Origin of the sequence: Mycobacterium kyogaense, from assembly GCF_036946525.1 — a bacterium.
In the GTDB taxonomy this organism is placed as follows: domain Bacteria; phylum Actinomycetota; class Actinomycetes; order Mycobacteriales; family Mycobacteriaceae; genus Mycobacterium; species Mycobacterium kyogaense_A.
Genome location: NZ_JAQIIY010000008.1, coordinates 1 through 16323 on the forward strand (window position 1 = coordinate 1; position 16323 = coordinate 16323).

The following is a 16323-nucleotide window of genomic DNA, read 5'->3' on the forward strand; positions in this document are numbered from 1 at the left end:
CCGGCGGCGGCGGGTGGGGCCCGGTCACCACCAGCACGCTGCTGTCGCGCGGAAAGACGGCGCCGCGCACCGTCATTGGTTCGGTGAGCGCCTCGGAGTTCCTGGTGTCGGTGTCGGCGTCGATCGGCTTCCTGATCGGGCTGCGCGACGAGTTCTTCCAGAACTGGCCGGTGGTCGTCGGTTTGATGGTCGGCGGCGTGATCGCCGCGCCGATCGCGGCGTGGCTGGTGAGCCGCATCAGCCCTGCGCTGTTGGGCACCGGCGTCGGTGGGGTCATCGTGCTGACCAACAGCCAGAAGCTGGTGCACTTCTTCGACATTCAGTGGCCGTGGTCGACGGCCATCTACACGCTGATCGTGGTGGCGTGGATGTCGCTGGTGGTTTACGCGTGGCGGGTTTCGCGGGCGCCGAAGTCTCTGCCGGTGGTTGTCGGCGAACCGGACTCAGAAGTGCTCCCGCGCTGACTCCTGCTCGAGTACGGCGTCGAGATCGCCGAGGCGGTCCATCGAGGACACCGCGCGGCGGGTGCGCATGTTCTTGGCGAGCAGATCCCGGTGGCGGTGCGTGAAGGCCCAGTAGCCGGCGGTGAACGGGCAAGCATCCTCGCCGAGGCGCTTTTTCGGATCGAATGCGCAGTCGCCGCAGTGGTCGCTCATCTTGTTGATGTAGGCGCCACCCGAGGTGTAGGGCTTGGTGGCCAACAGCCCACCGTCGGCGTGCTGGCTCATGCCGACGACGTTGGTGGGCATCACCCAGCGGAACCCGTCGACGTAAGCGGTGGCGAACCATTCGGTCAGCTCGTCGGGACGGTAGCCGCGTTGTAGGGCGTGGCTGCCGAGGATCATCAACCGTTGGATGTGGTGCGACCAGCCGCGGTCGCGCACCCCTTCGAGCGCGTCGTGCAGGCAGGCCGCGGTGACGGCGTCGGCATCGAGGTCGGCCCACCACCTCGGCAGATTCGTGTGCGCTTTCAGCTCGTTCTTCTTCGTGTAGTCGGGCCCGAAATGCCAGTAGAGATGCCACATGTACTCGCGCCAGCCGAGGATCTGCCGGATGAAGCCCTCGGTGGCGGCCAGGGGAGCGTTGCCGTCGCGGTAGGCCCGCTCGGCGGCCTCGACGGCATCGAGGGGATGCAGCACGCCGAGGTTGAGCGGCACCGACAGCAGGGAGTGAGACATGGCCCAGTCGCCGCCCATCATCGCGTCCTCGTAGCGGCCGAACAATTCCAACCGGTGGTCGATGAAGCGCTTGAGCGCCCTCTTGGCTTCGGTGGGGGTGACGGCGAACAGCCGAGGGCCGTCGGCGCCGACGGTGTCGAGATCCATCGCGTCGAGGTCGCGGCGGACCTGCTCGTCGATGTCGTCCTCGCGGGGTTTGTACGGGGCCGGTACGTCGAGGTGCTGTTGCTTCTTCGGCGGGGACTCGCGGTTGTCCTCGTCGTAGTTCCAGCGCTTTCCGACGGGGTCGGCGCCTTCCATCAGCACGTCGAAGCGGCGGCGTTGATCGCGATAGAAATCCTCCATCCGGAAGCGGGTGCGGTTTCCGGCCCACTCCTCGAAGTCCTTGCGCGGCAACGCAAATGTGGGCGTGGGTAGCACCTCTTCGACGAGCCCTTGCTTCTGCAGTCGGTCGACGAAGCGCTCGGCGGCGTGCGAGGTGGGCTGGTGGACCAGGACGGGGCGGTCGAACTGTTCGAGTGCGTCGGTGTAGGTGTCGGCCTTGAGCAGGGTTGCGCGGTCGCCGAGGTCGCGTTCGGCGTGGCGCAGCGCCGAGAGGACCAGATGCAGCTTTTGGCGGTGATAGCGGCGCTTGGACAGCGCCGAGGTGGCTTCGACCAGTAACACCTCGCGATGGGCGTGCTCGCCGCCGTAGACGGCCGGGCCGAGCTGGTCGGCGAACAGCCACAGGGGAGTGTCACTCATCCGTCAGTGATACCCGCGCAGGACGCGACGACGCGGTTGGGAGCCGGGGGTAACCCTGCTGTAAGCTTTCGACCGCTGACCGGCGATCCCGGGAGGCACGCGGGCTGTGGCGCAGCTTGGTAGCGCACTTGACTGGGGGTCAAGTGGTCGCAGGTTCAAATCCTGTCAGCCCGACTTTCGAAACCCGCTCTGACCAGTGTCGGAGCGGGTTGTCCTCAAGACGCGAGCAGTGCGCTTCCCTCTGATGACGACGCGAGCACCCCCTACCGTTACCGAAGAACGCTGCACTGGCTGTGCGCTGTCTCCTGCGGCGCTGTCCCGCGTCCTGCAACGGTGTCCGGCCGATATCGCGACGAACGTTGCGCCTTCCTACTCCCACTCGGTTCCAGTCAGGTCGCGCTGTTGCCCAGTCCATCAATGCACTGCTGTAGAAGTTGCCTGGCGGCGGCCTCGGCGTCCTCTCCGAGGAGCTGATCCCGGTGTTCGTCTACGGCTTGCTTGACTAGGTCGGCAATGATCTTCGCTTTCTGTGAGCCCTGCATTCCGGGCCCGAAATTGGCTGCAATCTCTGCGGTTTTGGCGCCGATGGGGAGAAGGCAGCTGACTCTCCGGTAGCAGTCCAGGACGTTGGCTACCTCATCCTCGATGTCGCTGTACGGCGTCCAAGTGGGGTCGTCGGGACCGCGCACCGGGTCGCCGCCATTATTCGGTGTGCTTCCGGGCCAGTAGCGATAGGGGAAGGTTCCTGCAGCGAATGTCACGACGACCACTCGATCAGGATTGCCGTAGCCGCCACCCGAGAGGGAGGTATAGCTCCAGAAGACGTCTCGACCCGTTGCGGATTCACCCGGTTTGAGCAGTTGAAAACCGGTGACATGGCCTTCACTGATCTGTAGGACGTACACGTCGCCCGGGGCGGCCGGCTTGTCTGCAGAGTATTTGACCGTCACCGCGCTGTATTGGTAGATCGTGGCGCCGACCCCCCATCCGCCGTCGTGCATGTTCTGCTCGTATTGCTTCGTGGTGGTCACCTCAATGGCGGCGTTGATCACGCCGATGCGGTTGGGATTTTTGAAGACGTCGTCAACCGTAGGTCCCTTGGGTTGTCGAGGGTTCGGGTTGGTGACCGGCGATCCAGGACCAGGATTGTTGGTTGGAGCCGGGGCGGGCGGGTAGGTCGGTGGATTCACCGGCGTCGGCGGGGCCGGTGGGAGGTTCAGAGGCGCGATCGTCACCGGCACACGAACCAGGCTTGACCTTCCGTTGGCCTCGGTGATGGTGACCACGAAGAAGTCCGTGGTGCCGGGGTGCGACGCGGCGTAAGTGCGGTACGCGAGGTCGGGCTCGTAAATGAACGAACCGTCACCCGTGAAGCTGACGCTGCCGTGCAGGCGACTGGTCGCGGCGGCACTGATGGTCAGGGCGTCACCGTCCGGGTCGACGGCTGTGACGCGGCCGCGGACGACGCCGTTGCCGTCCGGCGGGTCCGTTGCAATGGTGGTCGCCGGTCGTCGATTCAGAGGGCTGATCGGCACGACGATCGTCATTACCGACACAGTCTGCCCACCTTCGGTGACCGTCACCACGAAGCTGTCGGTCAGGGCGCTGGCGGGCGCGTTGACGGCTGCGGCGTTCTGTCGGGCGGCGACTGTAGGAGTGTAGGTGTAGGCGCCCGTGGTGGGGTTGACGGAGACGGTTCCCTTGCCTGCGTCGACGGTGCGTGTGTAGGTGAGGGTGCGTCCTGCCGAGCCGGGAACGAAGATCTTTCCGCTGACCGCACCAGTGGCAGCGTCGGTGGGCGCGTTGGTGCTGGTGTCGGTAATGATCGGTGCGGCAGTTGATGTTGGTGCCTGCTTGTCGGCGGTTTCGTAGATGCTGGACTGACCGCCGTGCCCGTCGGTCACGGTGAGCGTGAAATCTGGGCGGTAATAGGCGTCGAGCTCGTTGGGTGTATAAGTCCACTGATAGGTGGAGCCGCCAACCCATTGCGCGACAACAGTTCCTCCGGCGGGTTGTCTACTCACCGAGACCTTCAGGTAGTCACCGTCGGTGTCTTGAGCGGTGAACCGGCCGGTGATGACGCCGGTGGAGGGATCGCGGGTTTGAGTGGCGTAGTTGACTGCAGGCGCAGCGTTGAGCGGTGTGATGGGGACGGAGATGTCGCCGCTGATGCTTGCTCCACGTGTGTCGGTGGCGGTCCAGTGGAACGAATAGATATCGGGGCGTCCGTCATCGGCGGCGGCCTCGTGTCGGCGCGCGTCGGTGGGTACGAAGGTCCACTTCCCGGTCTGGCCGTCGATGGTGAACCGGCCGTCGTCGGCGATGAATACGCCATCCTCGGAGCGGCTTCCAGCGATCGGCTCGAAGCTGAAGGTGAGTCCGTCCTGGTCGAGGTCGGTGAGGTGCAGGTGACCGGATACCGCGCCGGTAGTCGGGTCGGGTGTGCCGACGGTGGTCGGTGAGATCTGGATTGGCGCACGGTTCGGTGCGGCGGAGGGGCTGATGGTGAGGCTGACGACAGTGCTGACGTAGGCGCCGCGATTGTCGTAGGCGGTGATGGTGAAGCTGTCAGTCTTGTCGTCGGCGGTGGCGCCGGCAGCGGCGGCGTAAAAGCGTGCTGCGGGTGCGGGGGTATAGGTGAAGGCGCCGGTCTGGCGATCTACTGTCACGCTGCCTTTGGCGGTCGTCGCGGGGCCGACGTAGGTGAGGGTGTCGTTGTCGGGGTCGGTCACCGTGACCTTGCCGATGATGGCCCCCGTGATGGGATCGGCATTGCCAAAGGTGGTGGACCCCAACAACGGTTTCGTGTTCTGTGTGCCGATCGCCAGCGAGATGGGCATGACGGCGACATTGCCGTGACCGTCGACAGCAACAATGGTGAATGTGTCGCGTCCATCGTCGGAGGCCATCGCTGCGTCATGCTGTGCTTGCGCGCTCGGGGTGTACGTGAATGCACCGGTTGTGGGACTGACCGATACGGTGCCCCTGCCCGCACCGGAGGTGAAGTACCTCAAGGTGTCGTTGTCGGGATCGAAGAATGCGGGTGTGCCCGTAGTGGCCCCAGTGGTGTTGTTCTCAGAAGTAACCGTGTAGCCGCCATAGTTGGTGAGCCCGCGGTTCGGCGTGACGCCCGCAGGGAGTATGGCTACGAGAACGGTGGTGGACGCTGTTCCGCCGTGTCCGTCGTTCACGGTGACAACGATGGAGTCGAACAGGTCGGCAGGTTGAGCGGTGGGCGATGCCGCTTTGTTGCGCGCGGCGGCAGACGGCGTGTAAGTGAAGTCGCCGGCGCTGTTGATCGTGACGCTACCTCTGCTCGAGGTCGTTGCCGTGTACGACAGGGTGTCGTTGGTCGGTCGGTAATCGCTGTCGTAGAAGTACACCTTGCCGCTCACAGTGCCCGACAACGCAGCGGTATCGACCTGGGCGAGCTGGAACGTCGGTGCGCTGTTGTAGGGGCTGATGGTGACGGTGACAGTGGCCGAGGTGCTGTGTCCCCATTGGTCGCTGGCGGTTACGGTGAATGTGTCCGTCTTCTCGGCGGTGGTCGCTGTGGGGGTGGTGGCGATGTGTCGATAATCGAGGTAGGGCGTGTAGGTGAAAACTCCGGTTGTGGGATCGACTCCTAAAGTGCCCTTTTGGGCGAACTCCGATATTTCGTAGTGCAGGGTGTCATCGTCGGGGTCGCTGAATGCGGCTGAGCCGCTGACCGCCCCGGTGACGGCATCGGCGGTGCCGAGCACTGGGTTGCCCGCAATGGGCGCTTGGTTGTTCGCCCCGCTTTCCGCTGGACGTACCGGCACGGTGACGCTCACGGCGGTCACGCCGGCGTTCCCGTCGTCGGCGAGGACAACGACGATGTCCTCTCGGTCGGCTGCTGTGGCGTTGTACGTCGCGGCGCGTTGACGTGTCGCCTGGCTGGGCGTGTAAGTGAACACCCCGGAAACGGGATCGATGGTGACGGTGCCTTTGAGGCCAGGAGCTGCGGTGTAACGCAGTGTGTCCCCGTTGGGGTCGGTGAAAGGTACGGAGCCGGTGACGACACCGGCGCTGTCGGTTGTCAGATACGGTGTACCAGCGATGGGCTTTCCGTTGTTTGCGACCGAACCGACTGTGATGATCGAGATCGTTCCGTCGGTGAGCGAGATGGAATAGGTTCTGTTGGCGGCCTTGCTGGTCGCGATTTGCTGAGCCGCATAGCCGTCGAAGCTGTTGTCAGCGGCGATGAATGGCGTCCCGATAACCGTGTTCGTGACAGTATCGATGGCGACGAGCAGAGGCGTCTGGTCGGCGAACCGGGTCACGTACGCGATGCTGCCGTCGGGGCTGAGGGCGACTCCGACCGGCCTCATGCCGACCGAGATCGGGCTGCCGACAACGCTGTTGGTGGTCAGGTTGACGACGGTGACGGTCCCGTCGCCGTAGTTGCTCACGTAGGCGCGGGTGGCGTCTGAATTCAGGGCGATGCCGCGGGCAGATGCGCCGACCGGGATGGTGCCGACCACGGTGTTGGTCGCGGTGTTGATGATGGAGACTTTGCCGGGGCTTCCGGGCGCGGCATTCGAGGAGGTCGCGTAGGCGAATTTGCCGTCCGGACTCACGACCACACCCCACGCCCATCGGCCCAGCGAGATCGGGGAGCCGACCACGGTCCGGGTGGCCGTGTTGACTGCCGTGATGTTGCCGTTGTCGAAGTCGGTGACGTAGAGGCGTCCGCCATCAGGGGTGATGGCGATGCCGAACGCTGAGCTCGAGGCGGGTCCGACGAATATCGGGCTTCCGATCACGGAATTGGTGGTTGTGTTGATGACAGTGATCGCGGCGGTCGAGCGGTTTGCGTTTATGCCGATTCCGCTGACGTACAGGCGCGTTCCGTCGGGGCTGACGACGAGTGCTTGAGGTCTGTAGCCAACGGTGATCGGGGATCCGAGGATCGTGTTGGTCGCGGTGTCGATGACATACACGGCGCCGGGGTCTCCTGTGTACGAGTCCCTGGTGATGTAGGCCCGAGTGCCGTCCGGGCTGAAAGCGACAGAATTGGAGTTCGGGCCGGTCGCCAGCGAGTCGTTGTCCACCAAGAAGTGGGCCGGGATGATCGGCATCGCAAGGGATGTCGTGGTCGTCAGAGTTCCATCACTCGCGGTGACCGTGAAGTTGTCGGTGTCCACTCCGGGCGTCTGATTGGCGTTCAGTCGAGCCAGCAGTCGGGGTGTGTAGATGAACGAGCCAGTGGAGGCGTTGAAGACGAGTGTCCCGTTGGTGGGCTGGGCGGCCACGGTGTAGGTCAGTCGGTCGCCGTTCGGATCGGTCGCCGAGACGGTTCCAGTGACGACACCTGTGTCTGCGTTGGTGCCGGTGATGTTCAGCGACAGGCCCGACGGAGCGGCGGCCTGACCGGCAACCGTGACCGCCACGCTCTTCGTGGCTATTCCGCCGCGGCCGTCGCTGATTGTCACGGTGAACGTGTCGGCCCTGTCAGCGGCGGTCGCTGTCGGGGAGGCGGCGGCGTATCGCGCTGCGGCGGTGGGGGTGTAGGTGAAGGAGCCGGTGGCCGCGTTGACCGTCACTGATCCCTTGGACGTTGATGTAGGCGCGCTGTAGGTCAATGAATCGCCGTCAGGGTCGATGGCCGTGATGGTTCCGGTGACGACGCCTGTGGTCGGATTCGGGTTCCCGACGGTGGCGACGGCCGCGCCGGGCGCGTTATTGGAGCCGAGGATGGAGACGTTGATCGTCTTGGTGATGGTGCCGCCGTGGCCGTCGGCGATGGTGACCGTGAATGCGTCCGCCTTGTCGGCGGCGGTGGCGGTGGCCGACGAGGCGGCGGCACGAGCGGCCGCAGTGGGCGTGTAGGTGAAGGCGCCGGTTGCGGTGTCGAGGATGAGTGAGCCCTTCGACGTGGCGGCGGGGGCGGTGAACTTGAGAGTGTCGGCGTCGGCGTCGGTGGCGGTAACAGTTCCGGTGACCGCACCCGTCGCGGTATTGGGGTTGCTGACGGTAGCGGTGGCGTTCGTGGGCGCGGCGTTCGCGCCTCCAATGGTGACCGAAACCATGACAGGGGTCAGCGCACCGTGGCCGTCGGCGGCGGTCACGACGAAGGTGTCAGTGGTCGCCGACGCCGGCGCGTTATCGGCGGACGCGGCATGCCGAGCAGCTGTCGTCGGGGTGTAGGTGAACGTGCCATCGGCGTTTACTTGCACCGCACCGCCTTTGGCTGACGTCGTCGGGCCGCTGTAAGTACGTGCATCTCCGTCGGCGTCGGTGGAGGTCACCGCGCCCGTGACGACACCGGTACTCGGATTCGGTTGTCCAGCACTGAAACTCCCGACTGGCGCGACGTTGGCAGGGGATACCGGGACCGAGATTGGCACGGTCAAGTTGCCACCCTTGCCGTCGGTGACGGTGACGGTGAAACTGTCGGACTTGTCGGCTGAAGTCGCCGCGGTGGCCGCGGCGGCGTGCCGAGCTGCGGCGGTGGGAGTGTAAGTGAAAGCACCGTTCGCGCTGACGGAGACGACGCCGCCCTTGGTGGAAGTGGTTGGCCCGCCATAGACGAGTGCATCGTTGTCAGGGTCGGTGGCACTGACCTGGCCACTGACCGTACCGGAGGCCGAACTGGGTTCGCCTGATGTGTACGTGCCTCCGGCTGGGTTGCGGTTCGGCGGTGCGGTTAGTGGCGAAATGGCCACGTTCAGAGTCGTTGTCGTCGTTCCGCCGTGCCCGTCGCTGACGGTGATAGCAAGGGCGTCGCTCTTGGCGCTGGCTGGCGCGCCGGCGGCCGCTGCGGCGTTGCGGGCGGCGACAGTGGGGGTGTAGGTGAAGCTTCCATTGCCGTTGTAGGAGACGGTGCCTTTACCGGTCGAGGCGGGCGTGGTGAAGGTCAACGTGTCGCCGTCGCTGTCGCGGGCAGTGGCGGCGACAGTGACCGCACCGGTGACTGCGTTCGGGGTGCCTGCGCTGACGCGCAGTCGGGTCGGGCTGACGTTCTTCGGGCTGATGGTGACTGTGACCGGGATGGTCTCGGTGCCGCCGGAGCGGTCCGCAACGGTGACGGTGAAGGCGTCGGTGGTGACAGCACTACCGGCTCCGGGGACCGCGGCGGCGTGTCGTGCCGCCGCGGTCGGGGTGTAAGTGAATGTTCCGGAGGCGGTTACTCGCACCGATCCTTTGGCGGTGGTGGTGGACCCGCTGAACCTCAGGCGGCCACCCTCCGGATCGGTGGCGGTCACCCGGCCGCGCACCGCGCCGTTGGAGCTGCTCGGTGCGCCCACCGCGGTCGGGCCCGGCACGGGATCGGCGTTGCCGGCGGCCGTGCTCAGCAGTTGACTGCTAGTGGTTTGGATGGGCGCCGACTCTGCGCTACCGCGGGCCGACGTCAATTGGCGGCGCGCGAACGCGAGGAGACCCCATAACAATGGCGATTCCACTGGAACTGCGGGCGCACTCGACCCGCCCGGAATTAGTAGTGCCGACATCGTTGCCATCACCACCGACGTGGCCGACGACATGGATGAGGGTGCTGCCGAGGACGCGTCACCCGTCGGATTCGCGGACAGACGGTTGACGACTCGGCCTCCGATGATCTCCGTTAGATTCCCCAGCTGCTGCGGAGGCAGGTCGGTGTCGACGGTGCCATAATCGACGAGCTCGGTCGATGTCGCGGCTAGGTGGTCGCGGGCGATAGGCGAGAGTTCTGGTCGAGCAACTGCTTCCGCGTTCCTCGCGACTGGGGGGCGCTTGCTTCCGGTAGCCGTCGCACGAGGCGCGTCCACGGGAGGCGCCTCCGCTGAGGGGTCTTCCGAGCCAACGACGTCAACGACAGTGGTCGCTTCATCGCCCTCGACTGGCACACCGCTGATCGTGCTGTCGTCGTCTTTAGTCTCCAATGATCCCGGCTCATCGGGCAGCTGCGAATACTCGTCGTTCTCGACTGCTTGTTCTTCAGTTTCACCTTGAGTGACGTCTGAATCGCGTTCGGCGGCTGATGATTCCGCGGACTGTGGATCGCGGCCTTCCGCCGGCTGGTTTTGCACGGCCGAGCCCGTAGCCGGGGTGCTCGAGGCGCGTTCATTCTCGCCGGCAGTGTCGGTGCGCGACGAGTTCGTGGTGTCGGGATCCGCCCAGGCGATGCTCGTCGGACAAGCGATTGCGGAACCAATGCCCAGCGCCACAGCCAGCGTTCCGACCCGGCCCACGTAACGTGAACTACCCATGACGGTCCCCCGATCGTCGAAGAATTGACTTTGTCGTCAATCCTTCTTGGGAAAGTACCTCGAACACACAGAAAAATTTCTGACATCGAAGAAACACGCGGGAAACTTGTTTTAGCAAACAAGTTCCAGTGCAGGGCGATCTTGATCACTGGGTGAGCGCAGTGCGGCATCGCCGAGCGCTCAGTGCCGCCAGGTCGGCGTCTTTCGTCGAACGCCTTGAGGCTCACGTGAGCGGCTGGGGCAACGACGTGAAATACGCTGCGGTGTTCGGATCCGCTGCGACCGGGCGCATGACCGTGAACAGCGACATCGACCTTCTCCTGGTGCGCGCTTCCCCTGACGGTCTCGGGGTCGACGACGACGACTGGGATCAGCGGCTCACGGAGCTTGCCCGGTTGGTCACCGCGTGGACCGGTAACGACGCTTGGGTCGTCGAGTACACCGAGACCGATCTCGCCATCGCGGCCGCCGGCGATGAACCCCTCCTCCGCTACATCGCCAGGCACGGCCTGACGGTCAAGGGAACGCGAAGTTGGTTCACCGCGCAGTTGCGGGCCCCGACGGCCAGACCATCCTGATGGCGGGACGCCGCGATTGTGATGCCGTGGTCACCGCGGGCCGCATGTTCAAGGCGAATGAGTTCATGTCCGCGGCCGATCTCGTAGGGGAAGAACTGCCCAAGCAGGCGGCGAGCGGTTCGGAACGGCATCTGAACAGGCTTCTGAATCTGAAGAACAAGGCTGCCTACACCCACCAGGACCTGAGCCCCGCCGGGCTGAGACGCATGACCCGCGCCGCGGAGCACCTGGTCGAATTGGCCAGGCGCGCAGTGGCTTCGGGACGTTGACGGTCCGGTCAGACGCCGGTGAGCGCCGCGAAGCTGTAGACGAGCGTGTCTCGGGTGGCAGTCCCGAGCTTCACGTATGCGATTCCGTTCGGAGTGAACTCCGACAGGAAGCTCTGCGAAGTGTTGGATCTGCCCGCTGCTTCCAGCACCTTCTGAGCGCCCGACGGCGTCAGCGCGTAGACACTCGCTGTGGGGCCGACGTCGTTGTTGATGACGTAGGCGGTGCCGTCGGGGGCGAACGTCAACACCTGCCGCTCGAGGTCTTCCGTGGTGGTGGTCGTCAGGCTGTTGAACTGGCTCAACGGGATGACGGTGTTTCCTGCCGAGTCGAAGCCCAGGATGCTCCATGCGCCGCCGCTGCCCTGCACCTCGAGATAGCCGGTCCCGTCCGGTCCGAATTCGATGTCTCCGGCAAGTCCGAGCGTCTCGGCGGTCAACGTATCGGTCGTGAGCGCGAGCACCTGGTAGGCCGAGACAAACCCATCAGGCCCGATGTAGCGCAGCAGCTGGTACGGGGAGCCATCGGGACCGAACACCAGAGAGGTCCCGGACGCACCTGCCGGCAGGTCGATGGTGCGCGCGAGGGTGCCGTCGGTGTTCAGCACTGCCACGTGCTCGGTTCCGCCCGCGATGTAGTTGACGTAGCCCACAGTCGTCGATGCGGGCGACACGGGTTCCGCCGAGGCCGCCTGCGCCGGCGACCCGGGCAGCGCGACGACGGTGACGGTGTCGTCGGGAGCGACGATCGCCACCGGGGTCGTCAACGACGTCGCCGGAACAGCCAGGGGCGCAGAGACTGTGCCATCCGCGGCGACCTGCATGCGGAAGCCGGCGATGCGGCCGTCGATCACGTCCGACGTGTCCACGGCTGTGGCAGTGATCTTCGAGATGAGCGTCGTCCCGGTGCCGTCGTCAGTCGAGCCGGGGTAGGTGTACGTCTCGAGATAGACGCCGTCGGGAGTGACCACGGTCCGCCCGGGAAGCCCGTCGACGGTACGCACCGTGCTCGATGTCCCGCTCACGGTGTAGACGCGAGTGGTCTTGCTGCCGAACAGCCCCTTCACGCCGGCGGTGACGTAGACCGTGCCGTCGTCACCGACGATCGGGTCGCTGGGGTCCGAACCATACGGCAGCGCAATGGTTTTCGTCGAACCAGTCGCACTGAAGACTCGCAACGTCGACAACCCGCCCTGGGTGGACACCAGGTAGGCGCTCCCGTCAGGCCTGAGCTCGACAGCCGTGTCGTAGGGAAGGCTTCGCGCACCACCGGTCGGGGCGATCCTCACCAACCGGTAGGGGCGGGTCGCTCCCGGCAGGCCGAAGGTCGGCACATCGGTGCTGATGTACAGCGCACCATCTGCCCCGACGCGTATCTTCCTGTCGGGCGCACCTTTCAGCGTCGCAATCGTGGTGACGGCACCAGTGCTGTCGACCGCTGAGACGGTGGAGCGGCTGCCGCGCTGGTTCTGGGTGATCACGACCAACGTCCCGTCAGGACGCGCCGCACCATAGAAGGGATATCCGGCGATGTCGCGGCTGGTCGCGACGACCTGCGCGTCCTCGTCGAGGACGTAGACGTGGGTGGTCGATTTACCCGGCGCGCTCAGTTCGCGGGTCACTTGATATGCAGTGCCGTTCGCGGCGACGACGGGAGCCTCGAAGGCCTCCGCGGGAAGCTCGGAGGACGAGACAGCAGCCTGGACATCGCCGACGTCTCGCCGCGCGGAACCCAGCATCGTCCACAGCAGCGGCGAGGCCGCCGGGGCTTTCGGACTCTCCGGGCGCTCCGGGGCCGGCTTGGGTGAGAACAGCGTCCTGTGGGCCGTCGCTGACCTGGGCTTCGGAGCGACGGATTGCTCGACGGCTACTGCCGGTTCATCAGCGGCATCGCTGTCGGCCGCGGTGCTGCGTGCGGTGCCCACGCGTCTCTTCGTCGTCGGGGCATCGGCGGTGACGCGCTTGTGCACGCGGGTGCGCACGGGTCTGTCGGTGCTCTTGGCGCCGGCGTCAGCGTCGGCCCGCTGTGACGTGCCGGCCGATGCGGTCGATCCATCCGGCTCGGCGTGGGCCGTCCCAGCCAATCCGACGATCGCCCAACCGATTCCCAACGCAACGGCTAATGCACCTACACGGCCGATGTGATTTCCACGCATCATCGCGCACCTCCTGCGGCCCATCCAGCAAACCACTCAGGGAACAACCTGTGAAGGACAAGCGGCAAGTAATCTCAGGTCATGCCACGCGCGCTCGGCCGGCTTGGGAACGGCCGTCAACACGTAGGCGGCTCAGCGATGGTCGAGCCGGCGGACTCGTGCGGCGATGCCGGGATCGCGTTCCATCCGAAGGTCGACGAGGGGATTGACCAGACCGCGCAGCGCCGCCACCGGGATCCATCGCCGAGGCACCTGGATGCGAGGGGAGCGCCGCTCGATACCGTCGGCCACCGCTCGCGCAACTCGTTGCGGCGGGATGGGTTTGCGTAGCGGGGCAGGGGTGGCCCGGTGGACGAGTTCAGTGGCGAGGTCGTCACCGCCGAACGCGACGTCGGCGATGGGAGTGGCGATCCACCCCGGATACAGAACTCCGGCCGACGCGCCGTAGGCAGCGAGCTCGGTCCTCAGCGACCGCCCGAGCGATTCCACAGCAGCTTTGGATGCGGCGTACGGAGCGTTGGCCAGGCCGTTGATGTACGCGTAGGTCGAGGATGTGAGCAGGATGTGTCCGCCGGTGTCGATCACCGCGGGCACGCTTGCCCGCACCGTGTTCCACACACCCTGCAGATTGACCCCGATGACTCGTTCGAAGACCCCGTCGGGGGCACCGGCGATGGTGAATGCTCGCGGCCCACTGGCGATTCCGGCGTTGGCGATCGCGACGTGGAGGGCGCCGAAGGCGTCCCGCGCAGCAGAGACGGCCGCAAGCATCGCGTCGGCGTCGGTGACGTCGGTGCCGATGGCAAGGGTCCGCTCGGCGCCCAGGCGCCGGGCCACTGCATCGACACGGTCCTGCTCGAGATCGACGAGGACGACCGATGCACCCCGGTGGTGCAGCTCCTCGCACACCGCCGCGCCTATACCTCCGGCAGCACCGGTCACCAGGGCCACCGACGTGCTCAGATTGATCCGCCCGGCGCGGCTCATCGGATGGTGTGGTGCTCGGGCCGGAAGCGGCGCGCCAGCCGGCGGAAGGTGAACGAGAAGCCGGGGAACATCGCGATGACGTGGCCAGACTTCGACTTGTACCAGGACTGGCAGCCGCCGGTGTGCCAGACGGTGCGCGTCATCTCCCGGTGAACCATGGTCGTGTAGGCGTCCTCGGCGGCGTCGGTGACCTCGATCGCCGTCGCCCCCGTGCGCTCGACCGCGCCGATGGCGCGTCGGATGTACTCCATCTGTGCCTCGATCACGAAGACCGCACTCGTATGGCCGATTCCGGTGTTGGGGCCCGTGACGACGAAGAAGTTGGGGAATCCCGGCATGGTGGTACCGAGGTAGGCGCGGGGGAACTCCTGCCACAGGTCGGTCAGCTTCACGCCGCGCGCCCCCACGACCGGGTAGGAGATGACCCCGTCGGTGGCGTCGTATCCGGTGGACCACACGATCAGGTCGAGGTCCACGTAGTGACCGCCGGTGGTGACGATGCCGGTCTCCGTGATCCGGTCGATCCCGTCGGTGCGGTCGTGCAGGGTGGTGTTCGGCGCGCCGAGAGCGGGATAGAGCGTGTTGGACAAAATGATTCGCTTGCAGCCGATGGTGTAATCAGGGGTGACGGCGGCGCGAAGTTCGGGATCGGTGACCTGCCGAGCGATCAGTGCGCGCGCCTTGTCCTCGGCGACGCGCTTCAGTGCCCACCGGGAGTACTTGAACCCGATCATCCTGGTCTCGAGGCTCCAGTAGATGGCGGTGCGCACGAGTTTGTGGACCGCGCGGTTGCCCAGCAGTCGACGCTGCCACGGTGTGAACACCCGGTCGTGGCGGGGCATCACCCAGTGGGGGGTGCGCTGGAACACGTGCAGCTGCGCCACATCGGGCTGGATGGCCGGGATGACCTGGGCAGCGCTCGCACCCGAGCCGATCACCGCGACGCGTTTGCCGCGGTAGTCAAAGGTATGGTCCCAGTCGTTGGTGTGAAAGGCTTTGCCGCCGAACAATTCCCGGCCCGCGAATTCAGGAACGACAGGCGTGCTCAGCGGACCGGAGGCGTTGATCAGATACTGTCCACGGAATTCCCGCCCGTCGGCGGTCGAGACGGTCCAGCCGTTGTCGACCCACCGCGCCTCGATGACCTCGGCGCCGGTGCGGATCTTCGGGCGCAGCCCGTGCTTGTCCAGGACGTCATTGGTGTAGGTCTGCAGTTCGGTCTGTTCGGCGAACATCCGTGTCCAGGAGTACGGCTCCGATGCGATCGAGTACAGCGGGGACTGCACGTCCACCGCGGCGCCGGGATAGGAGTTCTGGCACCACGTTCCGCCGGCGAAGCTGCGCCGTTCGAGCATGACGAAGTCGTCGATGCCGAGGCGGCGCAGAGTCATCGCTGCGCACTGGCCGCCGAACCCGCTGCCGATGATGACGGCGCGGTGCTGCTCAGGATCTTCGTTGATCGAACTCACCCCCGAGGTAAAAGTGATGATGAGTGTCATCAGATTAGCGGGTTCGGGGGTCAGCACCATCGAAGGTGACTCAGATCACGTGTCCTCGGGGCTGATCCTCGCGGCCACGCTGTTGAGGAACAGTTCGAGCGCATCGAGGACGTCTGTGCGGGGCGCGGCGAGGCCGGCGGCCACCCACGTCATCACCACGTGGCTGATACCGCCGATGAGGGCGCCGGCGACCCACGGTTCCTGGGCGCGTGGGAGCGAAAGCGGATGGGCCGATGCACCGATGAGGAGCTCGCCGAAGCGCGCCATGCGGCCCAGATAGGTCTGCTCGACGGCTGGGCTCACACCGAGGACCTCGAACCAGACCACACGAGCCAGACGGGGGTCGTCGGCCACCACCTCAAGGAAGGACTCCAGGCCGGAGCGCACCTTCTCGCCGAGTGCCTCTGAGCTGCCCAGCGCGTCGGCCACCGCGGCCTCGAGCCGGTCCAGGCATTCGGTGTAGACCGTGATCAGGAGTTCCTCCATGCTGCGGAACTCGTCATAGAAATACCGATCGGCGACCTTGGCCTCACGACAGACCTCACGCACGGTGGCCGCCCGGTAGCCCCGCGAGCCGAAGATCGACAGGCCGGCGTCGAGCAGTTGGCGGCGGCGGCGCGCCGTGCGCTCGTCGGCGCTGACACCTCCGTACGCGCGTTGTCCCTGCACGACACCATTGTCGCCGCTGTCGGCGCGATGCGA

The 16323-nt window shown here is 65.7% G+C and carries 10 protein-coding genes and 1 tRNA gene; 5 read left to right on the top strand and 6 right to left on the bottom strand.

The window, feature by feature from the left end:
• Positions 1-464 (top strand): sulfite exporter TauE/SafE family protein (locus PGN37_RS05880; protein ID WP_335330099.1); only part of this gene is annotated, 464 nt, incomplete at its 5' end.
• On the opposite strand, the gene PGN37_RS05885 is transcribed toward PGN37_RS05880, so the two are convergent.
• Positions 444-1922: a cryptochrome/photolyase family protein gene (locus PGN37_RS05885; protein WP_335330100.1), complete on the bottom strand. Its 1479-nt coding sequence runs from the start codon at positions 1920-1922 to the stop codon at positions 444-446. The genes PGN37_RS05880 and PGN37_RS05885 overlap by 21 nt on opposite strands.
• Positions 1923-2022: 100 nt before the next feature.
• Here PGN37_RS05885 and PGN37_RS05890 point away from each other — a divergent pair.
• Positions 2023-2096: transfer RNA gene (locus PGN37_RS05890), tRNA-Pro, on the top strand.
• Between the two features lie 215 nt (positions 2097-2311).
• Here the strand turns inward: PGN37_RS05890 and PGN37_RS05895 are convergent.
• Positions 2312-9121, bottom strand: a complete 6810-nt coding sequence (locus tag PGN37_RS05895) for an Ig-like domain-containing protein (RefSeq protein ID WP_442932867.1) — start codon at positions 9119-9121, stop codon at positions 2312-2314.
• Here PGN37_RS05895 and PGN37_RS05915 point away from each other — a divergent pair.
• The 3 genes from PGN37_RS05915 to PGN37_RS05925 all read left to right on the top strand — a co-directional run bounded on the left by PGN37_RS05915 (position 9054) and on the right by PGN37_RS05925 (position 10982).
• Positions 9054-9248, top strand: coding sequence for a hypothetical protein (locus PGN37_RS05915; RefSeq protein WP_335330346.1), 195 nt, complete (start codon positions 9054-9056; stop codon positions 9246-9248). The two genes, PGN37_RS05895 and PGN37_RS05915, sit on opposite strands and share 68 nt — an antisense overlap.
• Before the next feature lie 1135 nt (positions 9249-10383).
• On the top strand, positions 10384-10713 hold the full coding sequence (locus PGN37_RS05920; RefSeq protein WP_442932868.1) for a nucleotidyltransferase domain-containing protein: 330 nt from the start codon (positions 10384-10386) through the stop codon (positions 10711-10713).
• Entirely contained in the window at positions 10713-10982 is a 270-nt protein-coding gene (locus PGN37_RS05925; protein ID WP_335330101.1) for a hypothetical protein, read from the top strand. Before PGN37_RS05920 ends, PGN37_RS05925 begins: the two co-directional genes overlap by 1 nt.
• Before the next feature lie 8 nt (positions 10983-10990).
• On the opposite strand, the gene PGN37_RS05930 is transcribed toward PGN37_RS05925, so the two are convergent.
• The 4 genes from PGN37_RS05930 to PGN37_RS05945 form a co-directional block, all read right to left on the bottom strand.
• Positions 10991-13090, bottom strand: a complete 2100-nt coding sequence (locus PGN37_RS05930; protein WP_335330102.1) for a hypothetical protein — start codon at positions 13088-13090, stop codon at positions 10991-10993.
• A gap of 177 nt (positions 13091-13267) precedes the next feature.
• Positions 13268-14122, bottom strand: a complete 855-nt coding sequence (locus PGN37_RS05935) for an SDR family NAD(P)-dependent oxidoreductase (RefSeq protein ID WP_335330103.1) — start codon at positions 14120-14122, stop codon at positions 13268-13270.
• Positions 14119-15591: a flavin-containing monooxygenase gene (locus tag PGN37_RS05940; RefSeq protein WP_335330104.1), complete on the bottom strand. Its 1473-nt coding sequence runs from the start codon at positions 15589-15591 to the stop codon at positions 14119-14121. Before PGN37_RS05940 ends, PGN37_RS05935 begins: the two co-directional genes overlap by 4 nt.
• A gap of 75 nt (positions 15592-15666) precedes the next feature.
• Positions 15667-16290 (bottom strand): TetR/AcrR family transcriptional regulator, encoded by a 624-nt coding sequence (locus PGN37_RS05945; RefSeq protein ID WP_335330105.1) that lies wholly within the window; start codon positions 16288-16290, stop codon positions 15667-15669.
• Between the last annotated feature and the right edge of the window lie 33 nt (positions 16291-16323).

What these genes read in the sequence shown, in the direction of transcription:
- PGN37_RS05935 (WP_335330103.1), bottom strand. Translation starts at nt 14,122, where the DNA reads ATGAGCCGCGCCGGGCGGATCAATCTGAGCACGTCGGTGGCCCTGGTG.
- PGN37_RS05885 (WP_335330100.1), bottom strand. Translation starts at nt 1,922, where the DNA reads ATGAGTGACACTCCCCTGTGGCTGTTCGCCGACCAGCTCGGCCCGGCC.
- PGN37_RS05925 (WP_335330101.1), top strand. Translation starts at nt 10,713, where the DNA reads ATGGCGGGACGCCGCGATTGTGATGCCGTGGTCACCGCGGGCCGCATG.